Source organism: Cryobacterium sp. CG_9.6 (assembly GCF_029893365.1).
Classification (GTDB): Bacteria; Actinomycetota; Actinomycetes; order Actinomycetales; family Microbacteriaceae; genus Cryobacterium.
In genome coordinates this window covers 416189-441273 of the sequence record NZ_JARXUZ010000001.1, presented here as the reverse complement: position 1 = coordinate 441273, position 25085 = coordinate 416189, and the positions used below count along the sequence as shown (strand labels likewise).

Annotated in this window: 25 protein-coding genes and 4 tRNA genes; 10 read left to right on the top strand and 19 right to left on the bottom strand. The window is 64.8% G+C overall.

Going from position 1 to position 25085, the window contains the following annotated elements; translation table 11 throughout:
* Positions 1–18: 18 nt before the first annotated feature.
* Positions 19–288 carry a preprotein translocase subunit SecE gene (gene secE, locus H4V99_RS02125; protein WP_280675099.1) on the bottom strand — a complete coding sequence of 90 codons (270 nt, stop codon included), beginning with the start codon at positions 286–288 and terminating at the stop codon, positions 19–21.
* Positions 289–330: 42 nt separating this feature from the next.
* Positions 331–403 (bottom strand) — tRNA-Trp (locus H4V99_RS02120).
* A 233-nt stretch (positions 404–636) separates the two neighbouring features.
* Here H4V99_RS02120 and H4V99_RS02115 point away from each other — a divergent pair.
* Positions 637–1839 carry a pyridoxal phosphate-dependent aminotransferase gene (locus H4V99_RS02115; RefSeq protein ID WP_280675097.1) on the top strand — a complete coding sequence of 401 codons (1203 nt, stop codon included), beginning with the start codon at positions 637–639 and terminating at the stop codon, positions 1837–1839.
* Between the two features lie 281 nt (positions 1840–2120).
* On the opposite strand, the gene H4V99_RS02110 is transcribed toward H4V99_RS02115, so the two are convergent.
* Complete coding sequence (locus H4V99_RS02110) at positions 2121–3161, bottom strand: IS3 family transposase (RefSeq protein WP_280674510.1); 1041 nt, start codon at positions 3159–3161, stop codon at positions 2121–2123.
* Positions 3134–3496, bottom strand: coding sequence for a hypothetical protein (locus H4V99_RS02105; protein ID WP_280674508.1), 363 nt, complete (start codon positions 3494–3496; stop codon positions 3134–3136). Before H4V99_RS02105 ends, H4V99_RS02110 begins: the two co-directional genes overlap by 28 nt.
* Positions 3497–3773: 277 nt before the next feature.
* Here H4V99_RS02105 and H4V99_RS02100 point away from each other — a divergent pair, with 277 nt between their 5' ends.
* The gene (locus H4V99_RS02100) at positions 3774–4706 is read left to right on the top strand and encodes an ABC transporter ATP-binding protein (RefSeq protein ID WP_280675095.1); all 933 of its coding nucleotides are present in this window, start codon (positions 3774–3776) and stop codon (positions 4704–4706) included.
* A gap of 2 nt (positions 4707–4708) precedes the next feature.
* A complete protein-coding gene (locus H4V99_RS02095) occupies positions 4709–5515 on the top strand; it encodes an ABC transporter permease (RefSeq protein WP_280679901.1) in 807 nt (268 codons plus the stop codon).
* A gap of 10 nt (positions 5516–5525) precedes the next feature.
* Here the strand turns inward: H4V99_RS02095 and H4V99_RS02090 are convergent, their stop codons facing one another.
* From H4V99_RS02090 to H4V99_RS02080, 3 genes are read right to left on the bottom strand one after another with little or no spacing between them, the layout of a single operon-like run.
* Positions 5526–6683: a UDP-N-acetylmuramate dehydrogenase gene (locus tag H4V99_RS02090; RefSeq protein WP_280675093.1), complete on the bottom strand. Its 1158-nt coding sequence runs from the start codon at positions 6681–6683 to the stop codon at positions 5526–5528.
* 29 nt (positions 6684–6712) lie between these two features.
* A complete protein-coding gene (locus tag H4V99_RS02085) occupies positions 6713–7135 on the bottom strand; it encodes a MaoC family dehydratase (protein WP_280675091.1) in 423 nt (140 codons plus the stop codon).
* Positions 7132–7578 (bottom strand): MaoC family dehydratase N-terminal domain-containing protein, encoded by a 447-nt coding sequence (locus H4V99_RS02080; RefSeq protein WP_280675089.1) that lies wholly within the window; start codon positions 7576–7578, stop codon positions 7132–7134. The genes H4V99_RS02085 and H4V99_RS02080 overlap by 4 nt, the downstream gene beginning before the upstream one ends.
* A gap of 69 nt (positions 7579–7647) precedes the next feature.
* Between H4V99_RS02080 and H4V99_RS02075 the strand changes: the two genes are divergently transcribed.
* Genes H4V99_RS02075 through H4V99_RS02065 form a run of 3 tightly spaced genes read left to right on the top strand, consistent with a single transcriptional unit; the run spans position 7648 to position 9757 of the window.
* Positions 7648–8142, top strand: coding sequence for a GNAT family N-acetyltransferase (locus tag H4V99_RS02075; RefSeq protein WP_280675088.1), 495 nt, complete (start codon positions 7648–7650; stop codon positions 8140–8142).
* Between the two features lie 57 nt (positions 8143–8199).
* On the top strand, positions 8200–8982 hold the full coding sequence (locus H4V99_RS02070) for a HEAT repeat domain-containing protein (RefSeq protein WP_280675086.1): 783 nt from the start codon (positions 8200–8202) through the stop codon (positions 8980–8982).
* Between the two features lie 37 nt (positions 8983–9019).
* On the top strand, positions 9020–9757 hold the full coding sequence (locus H4V99_RS02065; RefSeq protein ID WP_280675084.1) for an SGNH/GDSL hydrolase family protein: 738 nt from the start codon (positions 9020–9022) through the stop codon (positions 9755–9757).
* Between the two features lie 587 nt (positions 9758–10344).
* Here the strand turns inward: H4V99_RS02065 and H4V99_RS02060 are convergent.
* Positions 10345–10506 carry a hypothetical protein gene (locus tag H4V99_RS02060; protein ID WP_280675082.1) on the bottom strand — a complete coding sequence of 54 codons (162 nt, stop codon included), beginning with the start codon at positions 10504–10506 and terminating at the stop codon, positions 10345–10347.
* Positions 10507–10602: 96 nt separating this feature from the next.
* Positions 10603–11541 (bottom strand): DMT family transporter, encoded by a 939-nt coding sequence (locus H4V99_RS02055; protein WP_280675079.1) that lies wholly within the window; start codon positions 11539–11541, stop codon positions 10603–10605.
* A 72-nt stretch (positions 11542–11613) separates the two neighbouring features.
* Here H4V99_RS02055 and H4V99_RS02050 point away from each other — a divergent pair, with 72 nt between their 5' ends.
* Positions 11614–12513 (top strand): LysR family transcriptional regulator, encoded by a 900-nt coding sequence (locus H4V99_RS02050; RefSeq protein WP_280675077.1) that lies wholly within the window; start codon positions 11614–11616, stop codon positions 12511–12513.
* 33 nt (positions 12514–12546) lie between these two features.
* Here the strand turns inward: H4V99_RS02050 and H4V99_RS02045 are convergent, their stop codons facing one another.
* Positions 12547–13476, bottom strand: coding sequence for a PfkB family carbohydrate kinase (locus H4V99_RS02045; protein WP_280675076.1), 930 nt, complete (start codon positions 13474–13476; stop codon positions 12547–12549).
* Positions 13473–14468 (bottom strand): LacI family DNA-binding transcriptional regulator, encoded by a 996-nt coding sequence (locus H4V99_RS02040; protein WP_280679899.1) that lies wholly within the window; start codon positions 14466–14468, stop codon positions 13473–13475. Before H4V99_RS02040 ends, H4V99_RS02045 begins: the two co-directional genes overlap by 4 nt.
* A 189-nt stretch (positions 14469–14657) precedes the next feature.
* Between H4V99_RS02040 and H4V99_RS02035 the strand changes: the two genes are divergently transcribed.
* Positions 14658–15089: a putative quinol monooxygenase gene (locus H4V99_RS02035; protein WP_280675074.1), complete on the top strand. Its 432-nt coding sequence runs from the start codon at positions 14658–14660 to the stop codon at positions 15087–15089.
* Positions 15090–15216: 127 nt separating this feature from the next.
* On the opposite strand, the gene H4V99_RS02030 is transcribed toward H4V99_RS02035, so the two are convergent.
* Both H4V99_RS02030 and H4V99_RS02025 read right to left on the bottom strand, forming a co-directional pair.
* Positions 15217–15290: transfer RNA gene (locus H4V99_RS02030), tRNA-Met, on the bottom strand.
* 33 nt (positions 15291–15323) lie between these two features.
* Positions 15324–15395: transfer RNA gene (locus tag H4V99_RS02025), tRNA-Thr, on the bottom strand.
* Between the two features lie 147 nt (positions 15396–15542).
* Here H4V99_RS02025 and H4V99_RS02020 point away from each other — a divergent pair.
* On the top strand, positions 15543–16820 hold the full coding sequence (locus tag H4V99_RS02020; protein ID WP_280675072.1) for a glycosyltransferase: 1278 nt from the start codon (positions 15543–15545) through the stop codon (positions 16818–16820).
* A 5-nt stretch (positions 16821–16825) separates the two neighbouring features.
* Here the strand turns inward: H4V99_RS02020 and H4V99_RS02015 are convergent, their stop codons facing one another.
* The 3 genes from H4V99_RS02015 to H4V99_RS02005 form a co-directional block, all read right to left on the bottom strand.
* Positions 16826–17734 (bottom strand): sugar ABC transporter permease, encoded by a 909-nt coding sequence (locus tag H4V99_RS02015; RefSeq protein WP_280675070.1) that lies wholly within the window; start codon positions 17732–17734, stop codon positions 16826–16828.
* A gap of 1 nt (position 17735) precedes the next feature.
* Entirely contained in the window at positions 17736–19358 is a 1623-nt protein-coding gene (locus H4V99_RS02010; protein ID WP_280675068.1) for an ABC transporter permease subunit, read from the bottom strand.
* A 114-nt stretch (positions 19359–19472) separates the two neighbouring features.
* Positions 19473–20699 (bottom strand): maltose ABC transporter substrate-binding protein, encoded by a 1227-nt coding sequence (locus H4V99_RS02005; protein ID WP_280679897.1) that lies wholly within the window; start codon positions 20697–20699, stop codon positions 19473–19475.
* Between the two features lie 171 nt (positions 20700–20870).
* On the opposite strand from H4V99_RS02005, the gene H4V99_RS02000 reads away from it, so the two are divergent.
* A complete protein-coding gene (locus tag H4V99_RS02000) occupies positions 20871–22583 on the top strand; it encodes a glycoside hydrolase family 13 protein (RefSeq protein ID WP_280675066.1) in 1713 nt (570 codons plus the stop codon).
* Between the two features lie 137 nt (positions 22584–22720).
* Here the strand turns inward: H4V99_RS02000 and H4V99_RS01995 are convergent, their stop codons facing one another.
* The 3 genes from H4V99_RS01995 to H4V99_RS01985 form a co-directional block, all read right to left on the bottom strand.
* Complete coding sequence (locus tag H4V99_RS01995) at positions 22721–23881, bottom strand: M23 family metallopeptidase (RefSeq protein WP_280675064.1); 1161 nt, start codon at positions 23879–23881, stop codon at positions 22721–22723.
* A gap of 184 nt (positions 23882–24065) precedes the next feature.
* Positions 24066–24887: an inositol monophosphatase family protein gene (locus H4V99_RS01990; protein WP_280675062.1), complete on the bottom strand. Its 822-nt coding sequence runs from the start codon at positions 24885–24887 to the stop codon at positions 24066–24068.
* 78 nt (positions 24888–24965) lie between these two features.
* Positions 24966–25050 (bottom strand) — tRNA-Tyr (locus H4V99_RS01985).
* Between the last annotated feature and the right edge of the window lie 35 nt (positions 25051–25085).

Below are 25085 nucleotides of genomic sequence, written 5' to 3'. Positions count from 1 at the left end.
ATCGAGCTGCTCGAACGGTTACGGCGTGCCGAAAACGTAGGTGACCGCGAGGGCAAAAACCCAGTCAAATGCGGAGACGATAGCCATCATGATCACGACGAAAACAAGCACGACACCGGTGTAGCTGAGGAGCTCCTTGCGGGTCGGGGTTACGACCTTGCGCAGCTCAGCAATGACCTGTCGGAAGAACAGGGACAGCCGAGCGAAAGGACCGCGTTTGGAATCGCGGGCCATTCTTGCGTTCGCGACGACTTCCTCACCGGGTTCGTCGATAACTTTTCGGGCCACCTGTTACACCTTTCATGGGCCGATGGATTTACCACCGACTTGCAGGGCGGACAGGACTCGAACCTGCAACCTGCGGTTTTGGAGACCGCTGCTCTACCAATTGAGCCACCACCCTATGGAGTGTCCGCCGCATGCCGTTCCACACTAAAAAGGCGCAGAAAAGCATTGCAGAGTTCAACTACCTGAGCAAGTCTAGGTGACTCGGAGCCGGGTGTAAAGCTGAGGCCGCGTCGCGAGCGCGTGGGCGGGTACTTCGGGCATTGCTGGGGCAGCGGATGTCTGAGGCGTGACGGCAGATTCACGGTTCAGTTCTCGCGCACGTGAGCACGCGACCCGTATGCTCGTACCGTGGCACACGAACTCAAGCGAATTTCCACTCGGATCGGCTCCATTGCAGAGTCGGCGACCCTCAAGGTAGACGGAAAGGCGAAGGCGTTGCAGGCTGCCGGGCGACCGGTCATCAGCTTTGCGGCCGGCGAGCCGGACTTCCTCACGCCTGCCCACATTGTGGAGGCGGCCCTCGCGGCCGTTCACGATCCCAAGAACTACCGCTACACCCCGGCGGCCGGTCTGCCGGAACTGCGTGAGGCTATTGCGGCCAAGACCCTGCGTGATAGCGGCCTCACGGTGAGCCCGAGCCAGGTTGTCGTGACCAACGGCGGTAAGCAGGCCGTGTACCAGGCCTTCGCCACACTGCTCGATCCGGGCGACGAGGTCATCGTACCGACGCCCTATTGGACCACGTACCCCGAAGCCATCCGTCTGGCCGGCGGCGTGCCAGTCAACGTCTTTGCCGGCAGTGACCAGGGCTACCTCGTCACCGTCGACCAGCTCGAGGCAGCGCGCACGCCGCGCACCAAGGTGCTGCTCTTCGTGTCGCCCTCGAACCCCACCGGTGCGGTGTATTCGCCCGAGCAGACCACGGCCATCGGCGAGTGGGCCGAGGAACACGGCCTCTGGGTCATCTCCGACGAGATCTACCAGAACCTTGTCTACGACGGCCTGCGCGCGGTCTCGATCGTTGAGGCCGTACCGGCCCTCGCCGATCGCACCATTTTGGTGAACGGTGTCGCGAAGACGTACGCCATGACCGGGTGGCGCCTGGGCTGGATGGTGGGCCCCGGCGACGCCATCAAGGCCGCGGCTAACCTACAGTCGCACCTGTCGTCGAACGTCTCCAACATCTCGCAGCGCGCCGGCATTGCCGCCCTCAACGGCCCGCAGGACGCCGTGCGCGAGATGCACGATGCGTTCGATCGTCGTCGCAAGCTCATCGTGTCTGAGCTCAACAAGATCGAGGGCGTGGTGACGCCCACCCCCCAGGGCGCGTTCTACGTGTATCCCGATGTCACCGGGCTTCTCGGCCGCGAGTGGGCCGGGGTGACCCCCACCACTTCGCTGGAACTCGCCGACCTCATTCTCGACAAGGCCGAGGTGGCCGCCGTTCCCGGTGAGGCCTTTGGACCCAGCGGATTCCTGCGCCTGTCCTATGCTCTCGGCGACGATGCCCTGCTCGAGGGTATTCAGCGGCTCCAGCGTCTCTTCGCCTAGCCAGCCGGCGCGCCCGCCGCGCCTCATATCGGTGGGCGCGACGGTAACCGCGCGCCGCAGCGCCCCAGATCGGCGGCCGCTACGCTAACCGGCGTAGCGCCCACCGATATCGGGTGCGCCGACGGGTCGTGCTCGCCGCGGCATCCGTTTGGGAACCGATGCCACAGCGGATGCGACAGCGTGAGCCGCGCGCGCCCGCCGCGCCTCATATCGGTGGGCGCGACGGTAACCGCGCGCCGCAGCGCCCCAGATCGGCGGCCGCTACGCTAACCCGGTAGTTGTCAACCTGCTTGAGACAGTAGGTGGGTGTTGATGCCTGTGGGTTGGGGTAGTGGTGGTGCTGTGGGTGGTTGGCGGAAGCGTGTGGGGTGCTGGGCGTAGTAGGCGTCCAGTGCCCGTTGTCGTTGCGCGTGGATGAGGTGGGCGGTGCCGTCAAAGACGGATGCTGGGGTGTGCCGGCCGAGACCGCTGTGGCGGTGTTGGGTGGCATACAGGTCCAAGAAGTCCTTGGTCCATTGGCGGGCGTGATCGCGGTGATCGAATCGGTCCGGGGAGCTGGGGTCGTACTTGATGGTCTTGAACAGTGATTCTGAGAAGGGGTTGTCGTCGCTGACCCGGGGGCGAGAGTACGAGGTGATGATGCCGTTGCTCTCGAGGGCGTTGATGAGGTCTGTGGAGCGCATGGAGGACCCGTTGTCGGAGTGCACGACTGTGGGGGCGCCGTGGGTGGCGATCGCGTCGGTGAACAGTGTCACAGCGCGTTTCTTCGAGATGTAAGTCTCGATGCACCAGCCAATGGGGTAACGCGAGAACACGTCAATGATCAGGTAAAGGTAGTACCGATCGTGGTAGCTGGGTCCGTTCAATTCGGTGATGTCCCACGACCACAAATCCCCGGGCTTGAGCGTCGCGACGGCCGGAGTGCGCGGTGACGGGGAGCGCGGGGTTCGGGTGCGTCGACGATCCCCGACCAGGCGGTGAGCGTTGGCGACCCGGTAGAACGTGCGCTGCGAACACGCGAGAGTCCCGGCGTCGAAGGCGTGCCAGTACGTTTGCACCACCGATTTGTCTTCATATTTCGGCTCGCAGAGCACGGAGAGTATCGTGGCGCGCTCGTGCGTGTCCAAGGCTGCGGGTTGCCGGCGTTCGCGGTGCGGGATCGCCTCAGCCACGGGGCGGTAGTGCTGGTAGCCACGGCTGAGCCGGTAATACGTTGACCGTGGCATCCCGACCAGACGACATGCGTCCACGATCGGCATCGCCATTTCTTGGGCCAGTGCCGTGACCGTCAAGGTCAGGACAGCTTGCTTCGTTTCAGCCACGCCGCGTACTCGCCCGCGCTCATCAACGCTGGTGGGATCGGTGTTTGTTCCTCGTTCGAGCGGGTGGTGATCCCGTCCAAGAGCTCGAATGCTTTTCCCAAGATTTGTTGTGCTGCTTCGGACTGCGCGACCTTCTTCTTCAAAGCCTCGTTTTCCATCCGCAGCCGCGCCAACTCCGCACGATCGCGATTGTCCATTCTTTGTGGTGACCTCTCTGACGTTGCGACCATCGATGCCGTCCATTCTCCATCGTCGCGAGCCCTCAGCCAACGATTCACCGTGCCCTTTGCCAAGTCGAACTCGCGCAGTAACCGCACCTTCGCGCCTCGTTCCACGCACTCATCCCAGCGGCGTATGTACTCAATCCGAAACGCCAACGGAAACGACCGCCCACCATTTCTCGTTCGACCTATCGCCATATCATTCATGTCCTGCTCCGATTCAGCGTCCGTCACCACGATGTCTCACGACCATCATGGCAACTAACGAACCGGCGTAGCGCCCACCGATATCGGGTGCGCCGACGGGTCGTGCTCGCCGCGGCATCCGTTTGACAGCGGATGCGAGGCGCGCGGGCTGGCGCCGGGCAGCGGCATGCGGCAGTCTGGAGGAATGACTGTTCCCGCTCCGGTTGTTCGCGTTCGTGACCTCCACAAGTCGTATGGAACGCTGGCGGCCGTCAGCGGTGTGAGCTTCGACGTTGCCGCCGGGGAGACCTTCGCTCTGCTGGGGCCCAACGGGGCCGGCAAGAGTACGACGATCGAGATTCTCGAGGGCTACCGCAACCGCAGCGGTGGCGAGGTGAGTGTTCTCGGCGTCGACCCGCAACGCGGCGGCCTGGCCTGGAAGGCGCGGCTCGGCATCGTGCTGCAAACCAGCGGCGAGACCGGCAACATCACCGTCGTCGAGCAGTTGCGGCACTTTGCCGGGTTCTACCCCCACCCTCGCAACGTGGACGAGGTGATTGATGCGGCCGGGCTGCGCGAGAAGGCCACCACCCGCATCAGCAAGCTTTCGGGCGGTCAGCGGCGCCGAGTGGATGTGGCGCTCGGCATCATTGGACGCCCCGAGCTGCTCTTTCTTGACGAACCAACCACGGGGTTCGATCCCGAGGCCCGGCACCAGTTCTGGGAACTCATTCGCAGCCTCAAGGCCGACGGCACGACCATTCTGCTCACCACGCACTACCTCGACGAGGCCGCGCAGCTGGGCGACCGGGCCGGCGTCATCGCGGGTGGATCGCTGATTGACCTCGGCACGATCGATGAGATCGGCGGGGCGGAAGCACGGATTCCGCTCGTGCGCTGGCGTGACGCCTCCGGCACGATGCACGAACGGCGCACGACTGAGCCGGCCCGCGTGGTGGCTGCCCTTGTTGCAGACCTCGGCGGCGAACCCGCCGATCTGGAGGTGATTCGTCCGAGCCTGGAAGACGTGTACCTCGCCCTCGTGCGGGGCCACGATGCAGCGGGCGAGTCCCTGCCGCCGGATGATGGTGTCGAGAGCGGCGCCGCGGCATCCGCTTCGAAAGGTATGCGATCGTGAGCATGCTTGCGCTGGGCGTCTCGCGGATCAGCTACGAGACTCGGCTGTATTTTCGCTCGCCCGACACGATGCTCTTCACATTCTTCTTTCCGTTCGTGATGCTCGGCATCTTCACCGCCGCATTCAGCTCGGCCGGCAACATTGGTGCGGCTCCCGACGGCACCGGCGGCGTGAGCGTGGGGGCGTATTACCTGCCGGGCATGCTCGCGGCGGGCATGCTGCTTTCCGGGGTGCAGAACCTGGCCGTGGACATGGCTGGCGAGAAGAGCGACGGCACTCTGAAGCGGCTGGGTGGCACGCCGCTCTCGCCGTTCAGCTATTTTCTGGGCAAGATCGGGCAGGTGTTCGTGACCGCCACGCTGCAGGCGGCCCTGCTGCTGCTCGTGGCGCGGGTTCTACTGGCCATCGAGCTACCGAGCGACCCCGAGAAGTGGCTGACCTTCGCGTGGGTGTTCGTGCTGGGAGTGATCACGTCCGCATTCCTCGGCATCGCGCTGTCGGCGCTGCCGCGGTCGGGGAAGAGCGCTACGGCCGTCGTCACGCCGATTGTGCTCATTCTGCAGTTCATCTCGGGGGTCTACCTGCAGTTCAGCATCCTGCCCGACTGGATGCAGAATTTCGCGAGTCTCTTTCCCCTGAAGTGGATGGCTCAGGGCATGCGCTCGGTTTTTCTGCCGGAGAGCTTCGCGCAGGTTGAGCAGACCGAAACCTGGAACCTGGCCGGTGTGGCGATTGCCCTGCTGCTGTGGCTCGTCGTGGGACTCGTGCTCAGCCGGGTGACCTTCCGCTGGATTCGCAAAGACGCGTAGCCGCTGCCGACTACAGTTCGAGGCCCACCAGAACGGGCTCGGCCTGCAGGTTCACGCCGAATTCGGACTGCACCCGGCCCAGCACGAAGCGCGCCAGCTCGGCGATCTCGGCAGCGGATGCCCCGCCCGTGTTCGTGAGGGCAAGCGTGTGTTTGCTCGACACGGCGGCCCGCGATCCGGGCAGGTGAAAGCCCTTGCGCACGCCCGAGTTTTCGATCAGCCACGCGGCGCTGAGTTTCACCGGATGCACGTCATCAATCCCCGGCATCGGCCCCACTCCGGCGTACTCATCGAGCGGGATGATGCGGTCGGGCAGCTCGGGCTCCAAGACCCAGCGCGGTGCCTTCGCCGGCAGCGTGCGTGCAAACTGCTCGGTGACAATCGGGTTCGTGAAGAACGAGCCGGCGCTGGCGGTATCGGGATCGTTCGGGTCGAGCACCATTCCCTTGGCCGTACGCAGCCCCAGCACGGTGGCGCGCACGGTGCCGAGCTCCACGCGATCGCCGATCGTGACACCCAGCGCACTGGCCAGCTGCGCGTAGGCGATGGGCTGGCTAACGGCCACCCCGGATGCGTCCGCCCGGGTATCCCGCAGGCTCAGCTCGATCGCCACCACGACGCCGCGCAGTCCCTGCTTCAGCGCGGAGGTGCGGTACCCGAGACCCAGTTCCGCGGATTCCATCCGCCGCACCTCGCCGGTCTCGTAGTCGAGAAAGTCCACGGCCACGAGGCTGTCGGAGAGTTCCTGACCGTAGGCGCCAATGTTCTGCACCGGCGCCGCGCCGCACGATCCCGGGATTCCGGAGAGCGCCTCGATGCCGGCCCAGCCCCGGTCCACGGTGAAGGCCACGAGTTCGTCCCACGGTTCGCCGGCCTGCACGCGCAGGCGAACCACACGGCCGCCAGCCTCCGGGGACGCGGGCGATTGCTCGGCTTCCGCCACAACCTCCACGCCGCGGGTGAGAACGCGAATCACGATCCCCGCGAAACCCTCATCGCAGACAACCGTGTTCGAGCCGCCGCCGAGCAGCATCCACTCTTCGTCCATGCCCCACACCACGAGGGTGTCGTCAATGAGCGCCTGCTCGGTTTCGGGCGCCACCATGGCAGCGGGCAGTCCGCCCACCCGCATGGTGGTGAGCTCGGAGAAGGCTATGGGCTCGGTCATCGAAGATTCCAGACGTTTGACGGGGTGAGTTAGACGAGGCTGACGCGGGCCTGGGCTTTGCCCAGCACGGTCTGGTCGTTGAACGTCACGGTGAGGTCGATGCGGGCGATGCGGGCATCCGCTTCAAGGGCGCCCACCTTGGCCGTCACGGTCACGTCGGCTCCGGTTGCGGCGTCGACGAACACCGGGCGCGTGAACCGCACCTGGTAGTCGATGACGCGTGCGGGGTCGCCCGCCCAGTCGACCACGGGCTGCACGGCAAAGCCCATGGTGAGCATGCCGTGAGCGAGAACGCCGGCCAGGCCCACCGACACGGCCACGTCGTCGCGGTAGTGAATGGGGTTGAAATCACCGGATGCCCCGGCGTAGCGCACGAGCGAGTCGCGCGTCAACGAGAAACTTGCGCTGGCCACCACGTCGCCCACGGTGAGGGTTGTGAAATCGGGGGTCATTCGTCTCCCCTGACGACGAGGGTCGAGGTTGCGGTGACCACGTGGTCGCCCGCCGCATCAACGATGGTGGACACGGCCGTCACCATGGCGTGACCGCCGAGCGACTTGATGCTCGTGACCGAGAGCGTGGCGGTGAGCTCATCGCCGGCCACGATCGAGCGCGTGTAGGTGAAGCGCTGATCACCGTGCACCACACGGGTGAAGTCGATGCCCGCATCGGGTTCGGCGAGCAGCTGGGCCAGCGTGGCCTCCTGCACGACCACGGCGAACGTGGGGGGTGCCACGACGTCGGCGTGGCCGGCCGCTCGGGCCGCCTCCGGGTCGTGGTTGATGGGATGGGTCGAGAACACGGCGCGAGAGAACTCGCGCACCTTTTCACGGCCCACGAGATACGGTGCGACGGGCGGAAAGACACGCCCCTGCAGGTCTGGGTTTACTGACACGCTTTCGAGTTTAGGTGTGCAAGCCCCACGACCAGCTGTTTCCCACTCTGATCATGCACACTGGTCTACGTGCAATTTAGCTTGGTTCGTTTCTCATCCCCCGAAGTGGTGCCACTTCTCGCCGGTCTCCGCGTGGAATACAACGCGCGCTATGGAGAGGGCGCCGGCGACTCGATCAACGATGTTGCACCCGAGGACTTCGACGCGCCCCACGGCGGTTTTCTGGTGCTGCTCGATGGACCCCACACGGTTGCCGGGGGCGGCATCCACCGGTATGACGACGAGACCGCCGAGATCAAGCGCATGTGGACGAACCCGGACTATCGCCGCCAGGGCCACGCCACGAGCGTGCTCAGTGCCCTCGAAGATCTCGCCGCGAGCCTCGGCTTCGCCCGGGTGCGCCTGGAAACCGGTTACGCCCAGCCCGAAGCCCTCGCCCTCTATCGCAGCCTCGGCTACCGCGACATTGGCAACTATGGCATTTTCGAGAATGCATCGGGTTTTGAACGCACCCTGCCGGGTCATGACGAGTCCGTGCTGACGAGCGCCGGCGCATCCGTTTAGCTCGAACATCACCCGCATAGTCGTTGTTGACGCCCGCAGTTGGTACCGTTAATACAAATGCGTAAGAATTCCTCTTCAGAACCCATCGTTCCCATTGACCTCCCCATCGCTGACCGCATCGCTGCGGCCGTCAAGCGGTACGGAGAGCCGGCGGTCATTGAACGCTCCATTGCTCTGCTCAAGGGCGAGAACGCGGGTGAAGATTTTCTGCTCTTCGTGGGCGGAGATCACGCCCAGGGCATTCTCGATGGCGCGCCCTCGCTGTACTGGCCCGAGCTGTGGGGTGCCCGCGCGCTCATGCACGTGTGGAGCGAGTCGGCCAACGAAGCCGTGATCGGCGGGCTCGACAACCAGTCGTGGCGCGTGCGCGAGATGTGCGCCAAGGTGATCCTGCTGCGCAAGCTGCACGCCCTGAAGCGCCTCACCCGCCTCACCACCGACGAGACGCCCCGCGTGCGCGCCGCCGCGGTGCACGCCCTATCCGCACTCGGCACCGTGGAGCACCTCTCCTGGATCGTGGCGCGTCTGCGCGACCCCGACAAGGAGGTTCGCCGCGCGGCTCAGCAGTCCCGCGATGCGCTCACCGCCCGCCTTGGCCTGCCGTCCGCACCCGATTCGCACACTCCGGCCGCTGAGGCTGCCGAAGCTGCCGCCGCTGCCGCTCCTGCTGAGGCCGCCGACGCAGCGGATGCATCGGTGAACGACGCTGATGCAGCGGATGCCCCGGTCGCTGTCTCGGACGCAGCCAGCGCCGCACCACTCGACGACACTGACGCAGCGGATGCATCGGCTGTCGCCCCCGAGACCACCGAGGTACCTGAGGCGCCCGACGCCCGGTAGCACGACGCCGCGTGCGCCTTTCGCACGCTACGTCGCCATGGGAGACAGCTTCACCGAGGGTGTGGGCGACGGACTTCCGAGCGGAGAGCTGCGCGGCTGGGCCGATATGGTCGCGATCGGGCTCGCCGCGGCATCCGCTACCCCGGTGAGCTACGCGAACCTCGCCATTCGCGGCAAACTCCTGCGGCCCATTGTGGAGGATCAGCTGCAGCCGGCGCTCGCGCTCGGCCCCGACCTGCTGAGCATTTGCGGCGGTGGCAACGATGTGATGCGGCCTCGCGTGCAGATCCCGGCCGTGGTGGACCTCCTTCAGCGTGTTGTCGATCAGGCCCTCGACGGTGGCGCGCATGTTCTGATGCTCACCGGAGGCAACCCCACGCGGCATCTTCCGCTCGGATCACTCATTCAGCGGCGCGGTGACACTCTCGCCGACGCGGCCCGGGCGCGGTTCACGCAGCCCGGCGTCACCTACGTGGATAACTGGGTTGACCCCGAACTCGCGCTGCTGCGCAACTGGTCGTCCGATCACCTGCACCTCAACGCACTCGGGCATGCGCGGGTGGCCTCCAACGTGCTGACAGCTCTCGGCGTGCCGGTTCCCGAGGAATTCACCGCCAAAACGGATGCGTCCCTCCCCGCCATCAGCGCCCGGAACCCCGCGTATTACCGTGAGCATGTACTGCCCTGGATCGGTCGCCGCCTCACCGGGCGCTCCTCCGGCGACGGCCGTAGCGCCAAACGCCCGGCCCTCGTTCCCGTGGCCCCTGGACCCTAGATGACCCGCGCCAATCGCACCCCCATCCGCTCCCGGACGGTGTAATCGGCGCCAGTCTCTCCGCCGCGGAATGCCGCGGAATGCCGCGGAATGCCGCGGCACTCGTTTAGCCGGCTGGCACGCATCTAAACAAGTGCCCACCGCGCAAACAAGTGCCGCGACAGTGTGGTCCCCGTTCCCGTCGACCTCCGCGCATCGTCACCGGCCCGCGCCAATTACACCCCCATCCGCACCCGGAGGGTGTCTTTGGCGCCAGTCTCTCCGCCGCAGAATGCCGCAGCATGTCGCGGCACTCGTTTAGCCGGTTGGCACGCGTTCAAACAAGTGCCCGTCACGCAAACGAGTGCCGCGACAGCCCGGCCCTCCCTCCCCATCGACCCCGGGCGCCGTCGCCCACCCCGCGCCTCGCTGGGTCCCGTGGCCAGCGCCAATCACACCCCCATCCGCACCCGGAGGGTGTCTTTGGCGCCAGTCCCCTCGCCGCGGCATGTCGCGGCACTCGTTTAGCCGGTTGGCACGCGTTCAAACAAGTGCCCACCACGCAAACAAGTGCCGCGACAGCATACCCCGCGGCCGCGCAGGGGCGACTAGCCCTTGCGACCGGATATGGCACGCACCAGGAACACAATAATGGCGATGGCCACGAGGAACAGGCCGACGTAGAGCAAGAACTGCAGGGATTGCACGAAGCCGCCGGTGATGAGCAGAATGACAGCCACAATGATGACGATAATGAGCAAGAGATTCATGATTAGGACCTTTCTTCGGTACGTGGAATTCCGCGCGGCACGAGCATAACCCCCCAGACAACCGAATACCAAGAGCCAATCCCACCGTGTCCGCTGCTACACAATGGTGGGAAGCGGATGCCCCGGCACGAGCCCCGCACGCCGCAACCGGTGTGCCGCCTCCACACGCTGTCCCCAGTAGGTGCTGGCCACAATGAGCACCGCTCCGACGAAACCAACGACTCCGAGAATCTCGGATCCAAGGCTCACACCCACGAGCACGGCCCACACCGGCTCGGTCCCCATCAGCAGGCTGGCCCGTGCGGCCGACGTGCGCCGGATCGCCCACATCTGCGCGAGGAACGCGAAAACGCTGCACGCCAGTCCGAGGTAGAGGACACCGAGCCAGGCACCGAGCCCAAAGGTGGTGGCGGCGTGAACGAGCCCCGGGACATCCGCTGCGACAAAGATGAGTGACCCCACGACCGCCTGAATGAGCGTGAGGGTGATGGTGCTGTGATTGCGCCCGCGGGTGAGGTGGCCCACCATGGTGACGTGAAACGCTCGAACGAGGGCGGCGGCCAGAATGAGCAGGTCGCCTACGTTGGGCGCCTGAAACCCGCTGCCCGAGACGAGCAGAGCCACCCCGACCACGGCCAGCACGGCGGCGATGAAGAACGGTCGTGGCAACCAGCGTCGGGCCGCGACCGATTCCAGAATGGGCGTGAGAATAATGGTGAGGCTAATGATGAGGCCGGCGTTGGTGGCCGACGTGAAAGCCACACCGAGGGTTTCCAGCCACAGAATGGCAGACTGAGTCGCGCCGAGGAGCACCCCGACACCGAGTTCACCGCGAGTGGGTCGGCGCTCCCTGCGCACGAGCCAGACCACATAGAGGGCCACGGCCGCCACGAGGAATCGCAGCGCAAGAACGGCGGCCACGCTTGCCTGTTCCGTGAGCACCTTGGCGCCGAGGTAGCTGCCGCCCCAGACAATGGCCACCAGCAGCAGCACGGCATCGACTCGGTAGCGCCCGAGGAGCCCAAAAGGATTCATGGCTCCATGCTGCTGTCTGACATTGCTTAAGTCTAGCCAGCAATTTATAAACGGATGCTTTAGCATTCGCTTATGGATGTCAATCAGTTGGCCGTGCTCCGCGAACTGGGCGAGCGCGGCAGTGTGGCGGCCGTGGCTCGCGCGCTGGGTGTTTCGTCGTCGGCCGTCTCGCAGCAGCTATCTGCGCTTCAACGGGGTATCGGCGTGGCGCTCACGGAAAAACAGGGCCGCGTACTGGCGCTCACCCCCGCCGGTCGGGCCCTGGCTGCAGCTGCGGCTCACGTTTCGACCGCGCTGGCTGATGCCCGCGAAGCCGTCGCTCGGTTCCATTCCGATCCGCACACCCCGGTGAGCATCTCAAGCTTTCACAGCGCGGGGCTGGCGTGGTTCGGCCCGTTGCTCGGTCGGCTCGCGACCTCCGGCGGGCCTCCGCTGCACTGCGGCGACAAAGACGTTGCTCGCTCTGAATTTGCGGCCCTGGTGTCAGAGTACGACCTCGTCGTGGCGCATCGAGTGCCGCACGATCCGTACTGGCCCGCAAGCGTGTCGGTGACCCCGTTACTCTACGAGCCGCTCGACGTTGCCGTGAACGTCGATCACCCACTCGCTCGGTTCTCGTCGCTGTCTGTCAGCGATGTGGCCGACGAACCGTGGATCGCTGGGCACGACGGGTTTCCGCTCGGCGAAGCGGTGAATGTGGTTGCCGCCAGCGCGGGCCGACCCCTGCGGGTGGAACACCGAATCAACGAGTTCTTCGTGGCGGCGTCGATTGTGGCGACCGGTGCCGCGATCGCCCTGCTCCCCCGATACACCATGGCACCACGTGAGGGGTCCGGAATCGCGCTGATCCCCTTCACCCAGCTGCGAGTCGGACGACAGATCGACGTGCTGTCACGCCCCGAGACGCTACGGCGGGCATCCGTTCGCCGCGTACTCGGCGAGCTGCGCGCGGTCGCTACCCCGCCCAGCTGACACTCCCGAGTCGGTCTGCTGCCTCGCGGCGTGTCAGACCGCGTCGGGCACGCGGAGGAGCGCCCCCTCGGAGCGGCAGGTGGCAGCCGCGATGCGCATGGCTGTGGCGAGCAGATGTTGCCAACCGGCCGCATCCGCTGGCACACCCCCGGTCAGGAAGCTCTGCACGCTGGAGGCCAGCGTGGCGTCACCGGCGCCCATGGTGTCAACGATCGCACCCGGCAGAGCGGTGATCGGTTCGCTCACGAGCAGGCCGTCGTCGGTCTCGATGATGGCACCCGCGCGGCCCGCGGTGGCGAGCACGTGGTGGGCGCCGGCCGCGAGGAGCCGGGCGCGGAGGACTTCGAGGGAGCTGGCGTAGAGCAACTCGGCGTCTTCGTCCCCCACCTTAGTGAGAAGGCTCCGGGCCGCGGCGCGTTCGAAGTTCTGCACAAACAGGGCCTTGTCGTGCAGCATCCCCGCCCGCGGGTTGGGGTCGATCACGAGGCGGTGAGGGCCGTCCGTGACGGCGGCGAGGAAGGCATCCGTTTGCACCGTGTCGTCGAAGGGAAAACAGCTCACGACCACTAGCGGCGCGGCGTCGAGGGCGGCACGCTCGCGCGGTCCGAACTCCACGCGACGTTTCTGCGCGGCCTCGTTGAAGATGTACCGCGGCTCGCCGTCCGTGCGGTCTGAGGTGGCGCGAGAGCTCCCGAACGGGCCCGGCGTGGCGATGAGCTCCACGTCGTGCGCGGCGAGAAAATTGCGCAGAACCGTTCCGTCGGCATCGTCACCGACCATGGCGATGAGGGTGGTGGGCACGCCGAGAATGGCCAGTCCCACGGCGACGTTGAGTGCGGCGCCCCCGGGAAACTCGCGCAGGGAATCGGGTTCCCGCATCTCGTCAATGAGCGCGTCGCCCACGACGACAACGCGGCCGGGCGTGTGACGAGCTGCTTCGATGCCGGGGTCGGGGTCAGTCATTTCGGTCTCATCTCCCCTGATCCGCGTGCAATCAGGTTGGTTGGTACAACATAGGTGTTCCCAACGGAGCGGTCTCCGTCGAGCCGGGCAAAAATACGTTCGGCTGCGAGGCGGCCGATCTCGTGGGGGTTCTGGGCGACGACGGTCACGCCCGGATCGAGCAGGTCCGCCAGTGGCACGTCGTCGAACCCCACGAGCGCCACGCTGTGCTGGGCGTTTCGCTCCCGCAGACCGCGCACCGCGCCGATCGTAATGAGGTTCTGGCTGCTGAACACCGCTGTCGGCGGGTGCTCGGAGTCCAGCAGGGCGATCGTGACCAGGCGCCCCGCTTCCTCATCGTGCACCCCGGTGATCACGGGAACGTCCACGGTCGCCACCCCGGCGCGGCCCAGCTCCTCCAGAAATCCGCGCTGGCGTTCCCGGGCCGTCTGAATATCGATACGGTCACCCAAGAACGCAATCCGTCGATGACCATGGGCGAGCAGATGTCGCGTGGCCGCCGCCGCGCCGGCCGCGTTATCGCTCACCACGACATCCGCGTCGATGCCCCCGGGCTCACGGTCAACAAAGACAATCGGGGTTCCGCGCCGCAGCTCGGGCACGAGGTATCCCTGGTTCTGCGACACGGTCGTGAGGATGAGGCCATCCATTCTTCGCCGGAGGAATGCCGAAATTGCGGCCTCCTCGCGGGCCGGGTCGTCGTCGAGGCTCGATGCGAAGACCGCCACGCCACGAGCCCCTGCCACGTCCTCGATGGCTCGGTGCATCGCACCCGAAAAAGGGTTGCTCACGCTGCCCACGAGCAGACCCAGCGTATTGCTGCGGCCGTTGCCGCGGCGCAGGTTACCGGCATGAAGGTCCGGGGAAAAATGCAGGCTGTCGGCAGCAGCGAGCACCCGGGCCGACATCGCCGCCGACACATTCGGCTCACCATTGATCACCCGGGACACGGTCTTGATTCCCACGCCCGCCAGAGCGGCCACGTTCTTCATCGTGGGGCGCGGACGCGACGCTACCGCGCGCTCTGGAGCGTCTGACGGCGTCTCCGAATCTGACATCGATGTCACAGTCTTTTCGCCGCCTCCCAATTGCTCATGACCCTACTGTATTGTTCCCTGAAGATGATGATTGACATCGTTGTCAGGGAGAGCTTTCTCTCCCACCATTTTGGAGATTCCCAGATGAATCGCACGACCATCGCATCCAGCCTGAAGCGCCTGAGTGTTGTCGCTCTGCCCGCCACCCCCGGCGGATCATCGACCGAGAATGCGAGTCTGGTCAAGGCCGCCACCGGTGGCCCGGTGGCCCTGTATGCGGAGTTCACCGCACTGCCCGAGCACGCGGATGCTGTGGAAGCGCTCATCGCTGGTCTCGCTCGCGATGTGCGCCAGGAACCGGGCAACCTCATTTTCGAGCCGCACCGCCGAGTCTCAAACCCCGCAGCGTTCTTTGTCTACGAGGTGTATCGCAATGCGGATGCCTTCCAGGCACACATCACCGCACCCTACGGCGCCGTGTTCAACGCCGCGCTCGGAGATCTCATCGAGGGCACCGGTTCCGAACTCACCTGGCTGACGCCGGTCAGCGCCGAGGCGGTCATACCCGCGGTCTGATGGTCGGCCAGCGCCTTCGACGGCGACGCCGAGCTCGCCGCAAGGTAGGTTTCCGGAGGCGTGAGCCACACCACCAAAAAAGACCCCCGAACTTCCGCAGAAATTCGGGGGTCTTGCCACTGCTGTGTAGCGGGAGCGGGAATTGAACCCGCGACACCACGATTATGAGCCGTGTGCTCTAACCAACTGAGCTACCCCGCCACGGCTTGTCAGCGGCTAGCGCCTTCAAGCCTGAGCCCCCTGTGGGAATCGGACCCACTACCTCTTCCTTACCAAGGAAGTGCTCTACCAATGAGCTAAGGGGGCGGAGCTTCTAACCTCGAAGCTGCGCCGCATTTTGGCAACCTGATCAGATTATCACCTGTTTGCACCTCCGCGTGACACCCGGGTTAAGATGGGCATTATTGGCACTCATGTAGGGGGACGCGGTTGGTACGGATTCTCATTGGCACTGTGCCCACAACCAGTCGCGTGCGACCGACCCTCGGCATTGCCCGGGCTCTTGTTTCAGCTGGTCATCAGGTTGCGTGGTACACCGGTTCGGCGTTTGGCGATCAGGTTCGTGACACCGGAGCCACCTTTCACTCCATGTCGTCCAGCACCGACCTCGACGACGACGACATTCAGCAGATGCACATCACCTCGGCCACGAGGCCCGGCCTCGAATCGATGAAAGCGGGTCTTCTCAACCTGTTTATCGAACCCACACCGGCCTGGTTCGCGGAGATGGACGAGATCGCCAGGGGATTTCAGCCCGACGTCATTGTGGTGGAACATTCTTTCTTGGCCGGGCTGCTGCTGGCCGAGAAGCGGGGGCTGCCCAGCGTGGCCTTTTCCTCCACGCCACTGTCTCTCACCAGCACCGACACGGCACCCTTCGGCACCGGGCTGCAACCCAGCCATTCGAAAATCGGGCGGCTACGCAATCGCGCTCTGACCGCATCCGTTCAGCGGTGGGTCTTCAGCGAGGCACAGGCAGCTGCCGACAAGATACGCAGTGAGCTGCGCCTGCCACCGCTCAAAGGCTGCTTTCTCGACTGGAACGTGATGCTGTCAACGCGCTACCTCGCGGCCACGATTCCGGAATTTGAGTATCCGCGCTCGGACCTTCCCGCCATCGTGCAGTTCACCGGCGCGCTCCTCCCCATCGCCTCGCCGGCGTGGGGGCCACCAGCCTGGTGGGGAGACATCGCTGCCGCCCGCGACGACGGTCGCCCCATCATTGTGGTCACGCAAGGGTCCACCGCACGCGAGCCACGCAAACTGCTTGTCCCCGCCATCAAGGCTCTCGCTGACCAGAACGTCCTCGTCATCGCCACCACGGGTGGTCCGGATCCGGAGCTGGTGCTGCCGCGCGCCCGGCGCCCCAGCAATCTGCGACTCGAACGGTTTCTGCCGTTCAGCCACCTCCTTCCGCTAGCCGACCTGCTGGTTACGAACGGCGGCTACGGCGGAGTGCAGCAGGCTCTCGCCCTCGGCATCCCCCTCGTCGTTGCCGGCCAGAGCGAGAGCAAGATGGAGGTCAGCGCCCGCGTGGCGTGGAGCGGTGCGGGAATTGCGCTCAGCCGTCGCGACCCGGGTTCTGAACAGATTGGGCGCGCAGTGAAAACCGTGCTCGCCGATCCCCGCTATTGGTACCGAGCACGTGAGCTAGCGGATGCCTACGCTCGCCTCCATGGCGTTCCCCTCGCCGTCGCTGCCATTCTGGAAGCCGCCGAAGCGGGCCGCTGAGACCGCTACTTCACCGACCCGGCCGTCAACCCGCCAACGATGTATTTCTGGAGCCACAGAAACAGTGCCATCACGGGTAGCGCGGCGAGCACCGCACCGGCGGCAAAGACGGAGTAGTTGCTGGAGAACTCCTGCGACACGAACTGGTACAGGCCCACCGCCAGAGTCTGCTTTTCCGGGGAGATAAGCACCACGCTCGCGATCACAAACTCGTTCGTGGTTCCCACAAAGGAGAGCAGGCCCACCACGGCGAGGATCGGTGCCACAAGGCGGAGGATGATCGTGAAGAAGATTCGGGCGTGGCCGGCACCGTCGATCTTCGCCGCTTCGTCGATGGAGGCCGGGATCGTATTGAAGAACCCGTACATGAGGTACGTGTTCACTCCGAGCGCCCCGCCGAGGTAGACCATGATGAGGCCGATCTGCGAATCAAGCCCGATCAGCGGGAAGACGTCGGAGATGCCGTTCAGCAGCAGAAAAATGGCCACGACGGCTAGCAATTGCGGGAACATCTGCACCAGCAACAGCATGAGTAACCCGGTGCGACGGCCACGGAAACGCATGCGGGAAAAGGAATATGCAGCGAGGGCCCCCAAGAAGACCGTGCACACCGAAGTGACCACGCCAATGGTGAGAGTGTTGGCATACCAGTCGGCGTATGGCTGCTGGGGCAGATTGAACAGCGTCACGTAGCTGCCGAGGTCGATCTCGCTGAACAGCCCATTGGCGGTGATGAGCGTACCGCCCGGGTGTAACGATGCCGAGAGCACATAGAGCAACGGGAACGCGGCGAAAACGCACATGATCACACCCACGAGGTGACGCCATCCGGTTTGACGAAACCATCGCCGGAACGTGAACGGACGCTTGGTCAGAATGTGCCGGGTACCGGTGGGCGGGGACAGGACAGTCATGTCAGTTCAGCTCCTCGAGCGCCTTGGTCTGTCTGAAACTAATAATGGAGACTGCAGCCACGAGCACGAAGATCACGATCGAGAACGCACTGGCGAGACCATAGTCCCGGTTGGCTCCGTCGAAGGCGACCTTATAGACCATGGTGATCAAAATATCGGTGGCACCAACGTTCACCCCAGCAGTGACATCTCGGGGGCCACCATTGGTGAGCATGTACACGAGGTTGAAGTTGTTGAACGCGAACGCAAACGAGGCGATGAGCAGCGGGGCAACCGAGACGAGCAGCAGCGGCAGTTTGATCAGGCGAAAAATGGCCCAGGGCTTCGCCCCGTCAACGGTTGCCGCCTCCTGCAGCTCTTCCGGAATGGACTGGAGCGCACCGGTGGTGACGAGGAACATGTAGGGGAACGTGAGCCAGAGGTTCACCAGGATGATGCTGAACTTGGCCAGCCATTCATTGGTGAGCCAGGGAATTTCCGCCCCGCCAAACAGAACCTGGTTCACGAAGCCGAACTGCGGGTTGAGCATGCCGGCCCACACCAGCGCGGAGAGGAAGCCCGGGAACGCGTACGGCAGGATGAGGATCACCCGGTATACGTTTCGGCCACGCATCCGCAGGTCGTTGAACACGATGGCAAGGAAGAGCCCCAGAGCGAAGGCGGTTCCCACCGAGAGGAACGCAAAAACAAAGGTCCAGACGGTGACGCTGATCAGCGGTCCACGGATGGAATCCGTCGTGAAGGCCTTGGTGAAGTTGTCAAAGCCCACCTCCACCTTCCAGCCCGGTAGTAGCTCGGTGCCGTCGTCGGCCACGAACGATCCCGTCGTGCCGTTGGCGGTGTAGACCACGTTTTGAGTGGTGTCGGACAGGGTGTCAGCAGCCTCGTCGTAGACGAGGTCCGACAGGTAAAGGTAGGCGCTGGAGCCGTCGGGCGTGCGCAGCGTTCCATCGTTGGGATCATTCGATAGCGGCACCGAGAGAGCCGCGATCCGTTCCTGGTTCGCCACGATGTCGCTGAAGCCGAGCGAGGTGAAGCCGGGGAGCGCGATGGCTTGGCCCGAGGCATCCGTTTCGGCGTCCGTCACACGGCTCAGCGGGGTGATTTCGTCGCCCACACTCACCCGCCCGGCCGGATCGGTGACCAAGAAGCTGTAGGTGCCGAGGCGTTCGAGAATCGTGAGCGCATAGCTGGGTGAATCCGGCACGCGCTGCTGTGAACTCACGATGAGCGAGCTGATCGCGTCGTCCTTCGTGCTGTTGTGGCCCGTTCCATAGTTCGTGAAGGCAATGTAACCGGTGTAGCCGATGACAAAGATCTGAAACACGGCCAGAAAGATGAGCCCGGGCGTCAGGTATTTTGCAGGCAGGCCACCGCGTCGAAAGTAAATCACGTTGACCAGGAGGGCGACGAGGAGCACGGCCGTGAAGACAAGCCAGTCCTGCGTGAGGGCCAAAACAAAGAGCGCGTAGACGCTGATCGCATCGACGATGCCCAGAAGCAGAATCTTGGTCAGCAGAACCTTCACACCAACGGATGCGGCATCGGCGATGCGGCCAGCGCGCCGGGACTGCGCTGCTTTCTTAACCTGCGCCGCATTGCGCGGGGTGCCGGATCTGGTCATGCTCGTCTGCTCTCTGCCGCACGGGGTCACTGGCGGGGTCACGGTTTTGTGGCGTCACCTCTGGCACGCCGCAGTGTCGCCCCGGCCCGGTGAGGGACCGAGGCGACTGGAGTCTTACTGAATGGCGGTCTGAATTTCGCCCGTCATCTTCTGCCACAGTTGCGTCGGGTCGCCCTGCCCCGTGATGATCGCGGCCTCGGTGACGCCCCAGTACTGCCAGACCTTACCCATCTGGGGAATGTTCGGCATGGGCACAGCACTGGCAGCGACAGCACCGAAACCGGCGGTGATCGGGTCGGCCGCTGCCGCCTCGAAGGCCGAGGTGAGCGCGGGGGCACGCCCGCCGACCTCGTACAGCGCGGTCTGTACCTTTCCGGAGCCGACGTAGTTCACGAGGAACTCGTTAGCCGCGAGAGCGTTCGTGGTCTTCGCACTCACCATGAAGCCCTGAACGCCAACGAACGGCTGGGCCGGTTCGCCGCCGGCCGAAGGGATCGGGTCAATAGCGAGGTCGATGCCGGCCGCCTCGGCGTCAGGCACGTTCCACGGGCCGGTGATGAAGAAGGGCGAAGCCCCCGCATTGAATTTCTCTTTGGCGATGTCGCTGGTGACGTTAACGCTGAGGTGACCGGCAGCGCCCTCCTGGGCGAGCCAGGCTGCGTAGGCGTCTCCGCCAGCGTTACCGATGGAGAGATCGTCCGGGTTGTAACTACCGTCGGCGTTCGTACCAAAAACGGGAGCACCAAACGAGGTCTGGAAGGGATACAGGTGGAAGGGGTCAGACTCCGGACCCACCTGCACGAGGAAGGGGAACTCTGTGCCAGCGGCGGTTCCGGCGGCAATCATGTCGTCATAGGTGGCGGGAGCGGCGGAGGCGAGTGCCGTGTTGCGCAGCAGGGCGATGTTCTCCACGGCGTAGGGCACACCGTAGGTCTGGCCCTCGTAGCTCATGGCGGTGACGGCAACCTGCTGGTAGTCGGCGGCAGTGTCACCGAGTTCGACCGGCTGTACGACGCCGTTACTCACAAGGTTACCAAGCCAGTCGTGGGCTGCGATGGTGATGTCCGGGCCCTTGCCGGTGGGAACCTGAGCGATGAACTGCTCCTGAATCTTGGCGAAGTCCTTCTGCACCAGATTCACCTTCACGCCGGATTCATTCGTGAATTCAGCCGCTGCATCTTTCAGCACGGCGGCGCGGTCGGCATCGACCCAGACCGTGAGCGTGCTGGAAGCGGAATCTGTGGTCTCCGCGTTATCTCCGGCCGAGCAGCCGGTCAGGGCGAGAGATGTTGCCACGGCCACGGCGCCGAATGCCAGCAGGCCCTTCTTTTTCACCTTCATTGGTGTTGCCTTTCGTCGAGAACGCTGCAGAAAATGCAAGCGCTTACAGTTATAGACGACTTTTCCAAAGTTCGCGCCCCTCAGCACCACAATCGACACCGGTTCGTTATCAATCGCCATTCGGTCTATGCAAACGCTTGCATGAGAGCTTTCATGACATAGCATGAAGCAATGACAGGCACAACAGTTTCAGACCCGACGGTTATCGGCGGCTCCACGGTAGGCACCGAGTGGTGGCGCACCGCCGTGATCTATCAGATCTACCCACGCTCCTTTGCCGACGGCAACGGCGATGGCATGGGCGACCTTGCCGGCATTCGTCAGCGTCTCCCCCAGCTGCGCGACCTCGGCATTGACGCGGTGTGGCTCTCGCCCTTTTACACCTCCCCGCAGCGCGACGCTGGCTACGATGTGGCCGACTACTGCGACGTGGATCCCCTGTTCGGGACGCTCGAAGACTTCGACGCGATGCAGACGGCGGCGCACGAGCTCGGCATCCGCGTGATTATTGACATTGTTCCCAACCACTCCTCCAGCGACCACGTGTGGTTCCAGGCCGCCCTGAACTCCGCACCCGAGAGCCCCGAGCGTGGCCGGTACATCTTTCGCGAGGGCAAGGGCGACACTGGCGAGCTGCCCCCGAACAACTGGGAATCTGTGTTCGGCGGTCGCGCGTGGACGCGGATTGTCGAAGCCGATGGCACGCCCGGTCAGTGGTACCTGCACCTGTTCGACAGCACGCAGCCCGACCTGGACTGGGAGAACCCGTGGGTTCGCGACCAGTTCCGTTCGGTCCTGCGCTTCTGGCTCGACCGCGGCGTCGATGGTTTTCGAGTAGATGTCGCCCACGGCATGATCAAGGCCGCGGGTCTTCCTGATTACACGCCGCCGGCCGACGGTGGCAGCATGGGCGGCGGCTCCGCCACCCTCGAGCCCGGTATCAGCGTCGAACCGGCCGCCACTGCCCCGTTCTGGGCGCAGGAGGGCGTGCATGAGATCTACCGCGACTGGCACAAGGTTCTCGCCGAATATCCCGGCGATCGCGTGCTCGCGGCCGAGGCCTGGGTAGATCCCCTCACCGAGGTCGCCAAGTGGGTTCGCCCCGACGAGATGCACCAGGCATTCAACTTCGCCTACCTGGAGACCTCGTGGAACGCCTCCCAGCTGCGCACAGTTATCGACGACTCCCTCGCCGCGTTCAGCGCCGTCGGGGCGCCGAGCACGTGGGTGCTGTCCAACCACGACGTCGTGCGCCACGCCTCCCGCCTCGCCCTCGGCGCCGAGAACCTGCAAGGGCACGGCATTGGGCCCAAGTCCCCGGGTCTGCCCGACACGGTCGTGGGCCTCCGCCGCGCCCGTGCGGCGTCGTCGCTCATGCTGGCTCTGCCCGGCTCGAGTTACCTCTACCAGGGCGAGGAGCTCGGCCTGCCCGAGGTCATCGACCTGCCCGACTCGGCACGGGAAGATCCCACCTGGTTCCGCACCAACGGCGAGCGCTACGGCCGAGACGGATGCCGCGTGCCCATCCCCTGGGAGTCCGCCGCGCCGTCCTACGGTTTCGGAACCACTGCAGCGAGCTGGTTGCCGCAACCGGCCGCCTGGGCCGAACTCGCCCGGGACCGACAGCAGGGTACCCCGGGGTCCACTCTGGAGCTCTACACACTGGCACTACGCCTGCGCCGCGAGTTTTCCCTGGGCCTCGGCTCGGTGGAATGGCTTCCCGGCTTTGCTGCGGAGGTCGTGGCTTTTCGTTCCGGCGACGTGACCGTCATTGCCAACACGGGCACGGCATCCGTCATGCTGCCCGCTGGCGACGTGATTCTCGCGAGTGCGACCCTCGAGGGTCGCACTCTGCCCGGCGACACGACGGTCTGGCTGCGCTAAAAGCACCCTCACCTCACCGGGTGCACGACGTGCGCCTGGTGAGGTGCTGACGGCGCGAGAAGCGACTGTGACGACCGGCGTCCGCATGCGCCCCGGCGTGCAGCCTGGAGCGTGTGTGGCGCTAGTTTGTGTGAGCGCTAGTTTGTGTGGGCGTAGAGCCAGGTGAGCGGGTTCACCTTGGTACCGCGGATGCCGCCTTCGCGAATTTCGAAGTGCAGGTGCGGCCCGGTCGACATTCCGGTGCTGCCGGTCTTGCCGATGGCCTGACCCACCTTCACGACGTCTCCGGTCTTGAAGTTCATCGACCCGTGAATCATGTGCGCGTAGACGCTCGACACGAGCTGTCCGTCCACCATGTGGTCAATGATCATGTGCACACCGAGGCTGCCCTCGCCGTCTTCAGCCAGACTGACGACGCCATCCGCTATGGACTGAATCGGTGCCCCGAGTCCGGGGTTGAAGTCCTGGCCGCCGTGGTTGGCCGAGCAGCCGGCGCAGTTGCGGGGGCCCATCTCGTCGCCAATGTGCACTCCTACCGCGAACGGCCACTGAATGGTGCCGTTCGGGTTGTTGGTGAAGGACGCTTCCAGCCGAATACCGCTGGCGGCCGCGACCTCAGCGATGGTGCTCGACGAGTAGCCGTCGCGTTCCACCGTGATGGTGTCGCTGCCGGCGAGGTCGAGTGTCTGCGCGCCCTTGTTGCTCGTCTGCTGCGCGGCCTGAGCGGATGCCTGCACGTCGGCCGAGGACAGCAGTGCCTGCGCCGGGAGCGAGGTGGACACGGCCATCAATGCCACAAAGGCCATGGCTGCCACCGTCATGCTGGTGGCCGCGAACTTGCGCATGCGGTCCGTCACGGGCTGCGGACGCGGCGGCGTGCGGGGTAGCGCTGGTGTGGGCACGAACCGGCCGGTTGGCGCGTAGGCGGCCGACGGCGCCGCGATGGTCTCGGCATCCGCGTGGAGACGGTGCGGTCGCGGCCGGCGTCCCTGCTCCTCGGCGCGAAGCTGCGATCGCGTGGGAAGCGGAACCGCCATCGTTGAGGTGGGCACCTCAGACACGATCAGGCTCGCATCGGATTCGCGATTCTCCGTGGCTGCGGGGGCGGCAATGAGTCGGTCGGGCTCCACGATAACGATGGCTTCGAGCGTGGGCTCGTGCAGTTCGGTCACGATGACGGACGCGGCTTCGGGAGTGAGGTGAATCTCTTCCGGTGTTACGCTCCGACGCTCGCGCTCACGTATTTCTCGGCGGGTGAGGGGAAGAACGGGTTCTGCGCTGTCACTCGAGTCAGGCACAGAGGCAGCTGACGGGGAGGAATGACGTGACAAAAGGACTCTTTCTGCGTGGCACGAGGGGGGTAAGAAATCGGCTTGGCCGAGGCCAAATGTAACGAATCGGTTAAGGCTAGTGCCTCCGACCCCAAAAGGCATATTCAGCCAACGACTCCGCCGATCAAAATACCGGTGAACCTGAGACCGATTACCCTGCCAGCCGGGAGAAAATCTCGAGAAGCCGAGGTTCAAACTGGGTGTAAAGGTCGGGGGCCGCCGCAATCAGCAGATCTATCCCCTCGGCGTCGTCACCAAATGCCCCCACCTGCGCACCGGCTTCCCTCGCAATCAAGGCGCCCGCGGCGTGGTCCCAGAGGTGTAGCCCGCGCTCGTAATAGATGTCGAGCCGGCCAGCAGCGACGGAACACAGGTCGAGTGCTGCGGCACCCATTCGACGGATGTCCCGAACCTCACTAATCAGTCCCTGCACGACGGCCGCCTGCCACAACCGTCGCTGCGCTTCGTACCCAAAGCCGGTTCCGGCCAGCGCGAGCGACAGGGGCACTCCGGTATTCACCTGAAGACGCCGATCACCGAGGAACGCACCCTGGCCGACCGCCGCGGTGTACACCTCGCCGAGCGGTGGATTCACCACGACCCCTGCCAGGGTCGTCCACGTTGCCGGTTCTGGCTCTCCCTCCACCACGGCGATGCTGATCGCGTAGTGCGGAATTCCGTACAGATAGTTGACGGTGCCGTCGATGGGGTCCACCACCCAGGTGAGTCCACTCGACCCCACCGTTGCTTCGGATTCCTCGCCGTAGAATCCGTCCCCGGCACGTGCGTCGGCGAGGCGGGTGCGAATGAGCGCCTCGACCTCACGGTCGGCGTTAGTCACCACATCTTCGGGAGACGACTTACTCGCCGCTATCTGCACACCCTCGGCGCGTCGACGGTGGGCGAGTTGCCCGGCCTCGATCGCGGTGCGTCGAGCGAGGGCAAGCAGGTCGGCTGTTACGGCATCAGTCATGCCTCCACGCTACGTGATGCGACATCCGCTTAAAAAGAAGCAGGCCCGGATTGCTCCGGGCCTGCGTCATGCTCCTGCTGGTGGCGAGTGCGAGGTTCGAACTCACGAAGGCTACGCCGTCTGATTTACAGTCAGATCCCTTTGGCCGCTTGGGTAACTCGCCAGCTGCTATCCGCTAGGCAAAATGAACCTGATCGG

Bases quoted from the DNA above. Each gene is read 5' to 3' on its own strand.
- H4V99_RS02100 (WP_280675095.1), top strand. From the start codon at position 3,774: ATGACTGTTCCCGCTCCGGTTGTTCGCGTTCGTGACCTCCACAAGTCG.
- H4V99_RS02095 (WP_280679901.1), top strand. From the start codon at position 4,709: ATGCTTGCGCTGGGCGTCTCGCGGATCAGCTACGAGACTCGGCTGTAT.
- H4V99_RS02090 (WP_280675093.1), bottom strand. From the start codon at position 6,683: ATGACCGAGCCCATAGCCTTCTCCGAGCTCACCACCATGCGGGTGGGC.
- H4V99_RS02085 (WP_280675091.1), bottom strand. From the start codon at position 7,135: ATGACCCCCGATTTCACAACCCTCACCGTGGGCGACGTGGTGGCCAGC.
- H4V99_RS02070 (WP_280675086.1), top strand. From the start codon at position 8,200: ATGCGTAAGAATTCCTCTTCAGAACCCATCGTTCCCATTGACCTCCCC.
- H4V99_RS02065 (WP_280675084.1), top strand. From the start codon at position 9,020: ATGGGAGACAGCTTCACCGAGGGTGTGGGCGACGGACTTCCGAGCGGA.
- H4V99_RS02060 (WP_280675082.1), bottom strand. From the start codon at position 10,506: ATGAATCTCTTGCTCATTATCGTCATCATTGTGGCTGTCATTCTGCTC.
- H4V99_RS02055 (WP_280675079.1), bottom strand. From the start codon at position 11,541: ATGAATCCTTTTGGGCTCCTCGGGCGCTACCGAGTCGATGCCGTGCTG.
- H4V99_RS02050 (WP_280675077.1), top strand. From the start codon at position 11,614: ATGGATGTCAATCAGTTGGCCGTGCTCCGCGAACTGGGCGAGCGCGGC.
- H4V99_RS02045 (WP_280675076.1), bottom strand. From the start codon at position 13,476: ATGACTGACCCCGACCCCGGCATCGAAGCAGCTCGTCACACGCCCGGC.
- H4V99_RS02040 (WP_280679899.1), bottom strand. From the start codon at position 14,468: ATGAAGAACGTGGCCGCTCTGGCGGGCGTGGGAATCAAGACCGTGTCC.
- H4V99_RS02035 (WP_280675074.1), top strand. From the start codon at position 14,658: ATGAATCGCACGACCATCGCATCCAGCCTGAAGCGCCTGAGTGTTGTC.
- H4V99_RS02015 (WP_280675070.1), bottom strand. From the start codon at position 17,734: ATGACTGTCCTGTCCCCGCCCACCGGTACCCGGCACATTCTGACCAAG.
- H4V99_RS02010 (WP_280675068.1), bottom strand. From the start codon at position 19,358: ATGACCAGATCCGGCACCCCGCGCAATGCGGCGCAGGTTAAGAAAGCA.
- H4V99_RS02005 (WP_280679897.1), bottom strand. From the start codon at position 20,699: ATGAAGGTGAAAAAGAAGGGCCTGCTGGCATTCGGCGCCGTGGCCGTG.
- H4V99_RS02000 (WP_280675066.1), top strand. From the start codon at position 20,871: ATGACAGGCACAACAGTTTCAGACCCGACGGTTATCGGCGGCTCCACG.
- H4V99_RS01990 (WP_280675062.1), bottom strand. From the start codon at position 24,887: ATGACTGATGCCGTAACAGCCGACCTGCTTGCCCTCGCTCGACGCACC.